We start from the raw sequence: 5,448 nt of genomic DNA on the forward strand, positions 1-5,448 counted from the left end.
AATTAACCTACTGTTTAATTTTCAAAGTTCTTTATACCTTATGTGTTTGCCCTTTTCTTGAGGACAAGTATTACTATACCAACTTTTTCTTTTAGAGTCAACAACTTTTTTCACATTTTTTATTTTTGAATGTCCCATTTATGAATATATTACAATATTATCCACATTATAAACAACTGGTTCATATTGTTTTAACTTATCATATTAAATATTATCCACATTATAAACACATTTATCCACAAGTTACAAAATTTAATATTTTTTGTACAACAACAGATATTATATAATTATACCTTATTTATTTATCTAATCTGTACTATAGAATCTGTTCACATATTAAATTTACACTTAGTTATTTATTTAAAATACCTACTTTAAAGCTTCTATATTTTTTAGACTACTTAACATTAATATCTATAATATTAAATTAATGTTCTTTCAAATTGCTTATCAGTATCTTATCATTTATCTAAATATTTATATTGTAATAATTAAAGATTTTTGTAAGTCAGTTGAATATTGTTTCTTAGCAAAGAATCAATTAGATAATCTCTGATATATTTTTTAGAACCTATATACTAAAATAATCTAAACTATAAAAGACTCAAGCTTAAATACACAGTAAATATTTTAATCTAATTTTAACCTAATTGTTATATCTTCTATTATACTATTATATAAATTTAAAACATAACATAGAAATAGACGAAAATAAATATGTACTTATACTTACTCCCGTCTACTTATAATTCTATTCTGCTATAGATAAATCGTCCTTCATATAGTGTTCAGCTAAAAATACTTTTTTATATTTCAAGCTTTTTTGAACATCAATTATTCTTTGATTTGATGAACCTCTAAACTTTAAGCTTATATCTTTTTTTTCAGCCATAAATTTTCCATCTACTAAAATATCAATTTGTTTTAGTAAATTTAAATTTTTGAAATATGTGCTATTTTTTTTATCTAACAGTTGTTCAAATGTAAACCCAGTATATGACCATACATCTAATCCATTTCTTTTGGCTTCTCTTGCTACTTCTTCTAATGGTTCTGGCTGTAAGAACGGTTCTCCTCCTGATAACGTAATACCCTTTTGTAATTTCAATGATTTTACCTTATTTATAATTTCTTCTGTATCCATATAAAATCCCCCATATAAATCATGTGTCTGAGGATTATGGCATTCTTTACAATTATGAATACATCCTTGAGTCCATATTACCATTCTTAATCCTGGTCCATCAACTATACTGTCATAACTTATAGTAGATGACATTCTTATTTTCATAACTTATTCCTCCAAATAAAACTATCTATGTTTTACCCTATCTCTTACTTCTGCTTTTTTAGCATTATTAAATCTGTCAACTGTGCCAACTAAATATCCTGTTATTCTTCTTATTCTTTCAAATTTGATGTCACTTTCATCTTCATTTCTTCCACATACAGGACATATATTACTTGTTATTACTCCTGAAAAACCACATATTGGATCTCTATCTACAGGATGATTTATACTTCCATATCCTATACCCAAATCCTTCATAGCCTTTATAACAGTTTCAAAAGCTTCTAAATTATCAGATGGATCTCCATCTAGCTCTACATATGTTATATGACCTGCATTAGTCAATTCATGGTATGGAGCTTCTATCTCAATTTTATCATATGCACTTATATTATAATAAACTGGTACATGGAATGAATTAGTATAATATTCTTTATCTGTAATACCTTTGATTTCTCCATAGACTTTTTTATCTATTTTAGTAAATCTACCTGAAAGACCTTCTGCTGGAGTACCCATTAAAGAGAAATTTAATTTGTATTTGTTTGTTACTTCATCCATTCTATTTCTCATATGTGACACTATTTTTAACCCTAACTCTTGAGCTTCTTTACTTTCTCCATGATGTTTACCTATAAGAGCAATAAGGCATTCTGCTAAACCTATAAATCCAATTGTCAATGTACCTTGCTTTATTACTTCTTTTAATGTATCTTCTGGCCCTAAATCATCAGAACCTTTCCATACTCCTTGACCCATTAAGAATGGGAAGTTCTTCATCTTTTTATTTCCTTGAACCTCAAGACGCTCTAATAATTGTTCTATAATTAAGTTTATCTTCTCATCTAATTCTTCAAAGAAATCATCTAAATTAACTTTTTCATTACTTACAATACCATGCTTTATACCCAATCTTGGGAGATTTACTGTAGTGAAAGATATATTACCTCTACCACTAACTGTTTCTGAACCACACACATTACTAAGTACTCTTGTTCTACAACCCATATATGTAGCCTCTGTATCTGGCTCACCCTTTTTATAATATTTTGCATTAAAAGGTGCATCTAAAAAACTAAAATTTGGGAATAGTCTTTTAGCTGATACTCTACATGATAATTTAAATAAATCATAATTAGGGTCTTCAGGATTTAAATTTATACCTTCTTTGACCTTAAATATTAAAATTGGAAAAATTGGTGTCTCTCCATTACCTAAACCTCTTTCTTGAGATAATAAAAGATTTTTAGTAACCATTCTTCCTTCTTCAGAAGTATCTGTTCCGAAGTTTACACTTGAAAATGGTACTTGTGCACCTGCTCTAGAATGCATTGTGTTTAGATTGTGTATAAATGCTTCCATAGATTGGTATGTTTTTTTATCAGTTTCTCTATATGATTCTTCAAAGGCAAAGTTTTGTATGTTATTTACAAGTTCTTCATTAATATCAAAAGTTTCTATTAATTTATTTTTTTCTAAATTAAGATATAGTTCATCTCTCTTAAGACCAACCTTTTGATTTGTTTCTTTCTCTGTATTATATACTATGTTCTTTATTGCATCATTATTTTCAATTCCTTTGAATAACTTTAACGCTTTAGCTAAATTTCCTATGTAGAATTTCTTAAATGTCTTATATACACCTTCAGCCAATCCATAATCGAAAAATGGTATACTTTGACCTCCATGTTGATCATTTTGATTGCTTTGTATAGCAATTGCAGCTAATGCTCCATAACTTATTATGTCTTGTGGTTCCCTTAAAAAACCATGTCCTGTTGAAAATCCACCATTAAATAGTTTTTTAACATCTATTTGACAACAAGTTAATGTTCCCATGTTTAAAAAGTCCATATCATGTATATGTATGTCTCCATTATCATGAGCAAAAGAATGCTCTGGTTTTAATATATGAGTCTTGCAAAATTCTTTAGATACAGTACTTCCATATTGTAGCATCGTTCCCATAGCTGTATTACCATTAATGTTTGCATTTTCTCTTTTTATATCAGCATCTTCTGCATCCTCAAAAGTAATTTCCTCTATTGCCTTCATCAATCTTGTTTTTGAATTTCTTATTCTACTTCTTTCAGTTCTGTATATTATATATTCTTCACTAGTTTTTGCATGACCAGTTTCTATAAGAACCTTAACTACAGAATCTTGAATGTCTTCAACACTTGGAACGGATTCTGAATATCTATGATTTAAAAATTTTATTACTTCTTGAGTTAGTTGTTCAGATAATTTATAATCAGGTACTATTCCTTCCCTTTCTGCAACATTTGTCGCTGCTAAAAATATAGCTCTTGTTATTCTATCTTCATTAAATGGGATTACTCTTCCATCTCTTTTTTTTACGAATTCAACCAATTAAAAAACCCTCCTATTACTATATATTGTATTTTATTAATCTACATACCACTATATGTAGTATATTAAGTCTAAAAAAATCCCCTTCAACTAAGTTAAAGGGATTATCTTAATAATTGCTACATTAAGATTACCAAATTTGTACATAATAGTCAAACTTACGCAAATCATTGCAAATACTATGTGGATATTTTGAACAGTAGCGTTTCTAACAACTTCGAGAGTCAAAAAAATTTTCTCTTTTTTTTACACTAATTTTAGGCAAAAAGCGTATATTTTTATATATATTAATATATATATCTACAAATTTCCTTATGTAAATTCTTTAAAATTGTCGTATAATATAAATAATAATTTAAAAGGAGGAATTTTATGTTATCAAAAAGACTAGACTTTATAACACCATCCTACACAATAGGTATTAGTTCGAAAGTTAAGGAAATGGAAAATAACGAAATTAAAGTAATAAATCTTAGTATAGGAGAACCTGATTTTAATGTGCCTAATAACGCAAAATCTTATGGTATTGATTCTTTAAATAAAGATTACACTAAATATGATTTAGTTCCAGGATTAAAAATACTTAGAGAGGAAATATGTAAAAAACTTATTGAAGAAAACAATTGTAACTATTCAATAGATGAAATAGTTGTATCAAGTGGAGCAAAGAACTCTATAACAAATACCTTACTAGCTTTAACAGATGAGGGAGATGAAGTATTACTACCAAAACCTTACTGGGTTAGTTATCCTGAAATGGTTAGGTTGGTTAATGCTGTTCCAGTTTTCATTGACACTAAAAAAGAAAATGGATTCAAGTTAACAAAAGAAGAACTTGAAAAATCTATAACAAACAAAACAAAAATTCTTGTAATAAATAACCCTTCGAATCCTACTGGTAGTGTTTATACAAAAAATGAGTTAATAGAAATAGTAGATGTATGTATACAGAATAAAATATATATTTTAGCAGATGAAATATACGAAAAAATATGCTATAATGAAAAATTTACATCAATTGCATCATTAAGCAAAGAGGCTAAAGATATAACAATAACTATAAATGGCTTTTCTAAATCAGTTGCAATGACTGGATTAAGATTAGGATATACTGCATCTAATAAAACGATTGCTAAGGCAATGAGCTCTATACAGGGACATCTTATATCTCATCCAAGTTTAACAGCACAGTACATAGCATATGGAGCCTTAAAAGATTGCTCAACTGATATAGATAATATGGTTAAAACATACAAGTATAGAAGAGACTTAATTACATCTAAATTAGATTCTATAGAAAATGTAGGATACGTAAATCCAGATGGTGCATTCTATGCCTTTATAGACCTATCTAAAGTATCTGAGAGATTTAAGTATAAAGATAGCTTTTCTATCGAATTTTGTAATCAGTTTTTAGAAGAATATAATGTCGCAGTTGTTCCTGGAATAGCATTTGGTATGGATAAATATATTCGTATATCTTATGCTTGCAATGAAAATACTTTCTTATCTGGATTAGATAAATTAAAAGAATTTGTATATAAAATAATGGCATAATAATAATTTAAATTGAATAGCTCTTGGATACAATGTATTAAATGAAGGTTAGCATGTTAAGTAAATATATAACATCTATTCAAGAATTCAATTAAAATTTTAAAGAAAAATAAAAGACTAGTTGATATAAAAATCAGTAAGTCTTTTATTTTTCAATTAGAGTAAAATACTAACTCATATTCTAAATGTATCATAATAAAAAAGATTACGTGGCTACGTCCTACTCT

At 27.4% G+C, this 5,448-nt stretch carries 3 protein-coding genes; 1 reads left to right on the top strand and 2 read right to left on the bottom strand.

Annotated features, from left to right (window positions below):
• Window positions 1–751: 751 nt before the first annotated feature.
• Both nrdG and KGF39_RS18800 read right to left on the bottom strand, forming a co-directional pair.
• Window positions 752–1,291, bottom strand: coding sequence for an anaerobic ribonucleoside-triphosphate reductase activating protein (nrdG, locus tag KGF39_RS18795; RefSeq protein ID WP_107594548.1), 540 nt, complete (start codon window positions 1,289–1,291; stop codon window positions 752–754).
• A gap of 21 nt (window positions 1,292–1,312) precedes the next feature.
• Window positions 1,313–3,664 carry an anaerobic ribonucleoside triphosphate reductase gene (locus KGF39_RS18800; protein ID WP_227823481.1) on the bottom strand — a complete coding sequence of 784 codons (2,352 nt, stop codon included), beginning with the start codon at window positions 3,662–3,664 and terminating at the stop codon, window positions 1,313–1,315.
• Between the two features lie 372 nt (window positions 3,665–4,036).
• Between KGF39_RS18800 and KGF39_RS18805 the strand changes: the two genes are divergently transcribed.
• Complete coding sequence (locus tag KGF39_RS18805) at window positions 4,037–5,221, top strand: pyridoxal phosphate-dependent aminotransferase (RefSeq protein ID WP_227823482.1); 1,185 nt, start codon at window positions 4,037–4,039, stop codon at window positions 5,219–5,221.
• The last annotated feature ends 227 nt before the right edge of the window (window positions 5,222–5,448 follow it).

This window comes from Clostridioides sp. ZZV14-6345, from assembly GCF_020657775.1.
GTDB classification, from domain to species: domain Bacteria; phylum Bacillota; class Clostridia; order Peptostreptococcales; family Peptostreptococcaceae; genus Clostridioides; species Clostridioides difficile_D.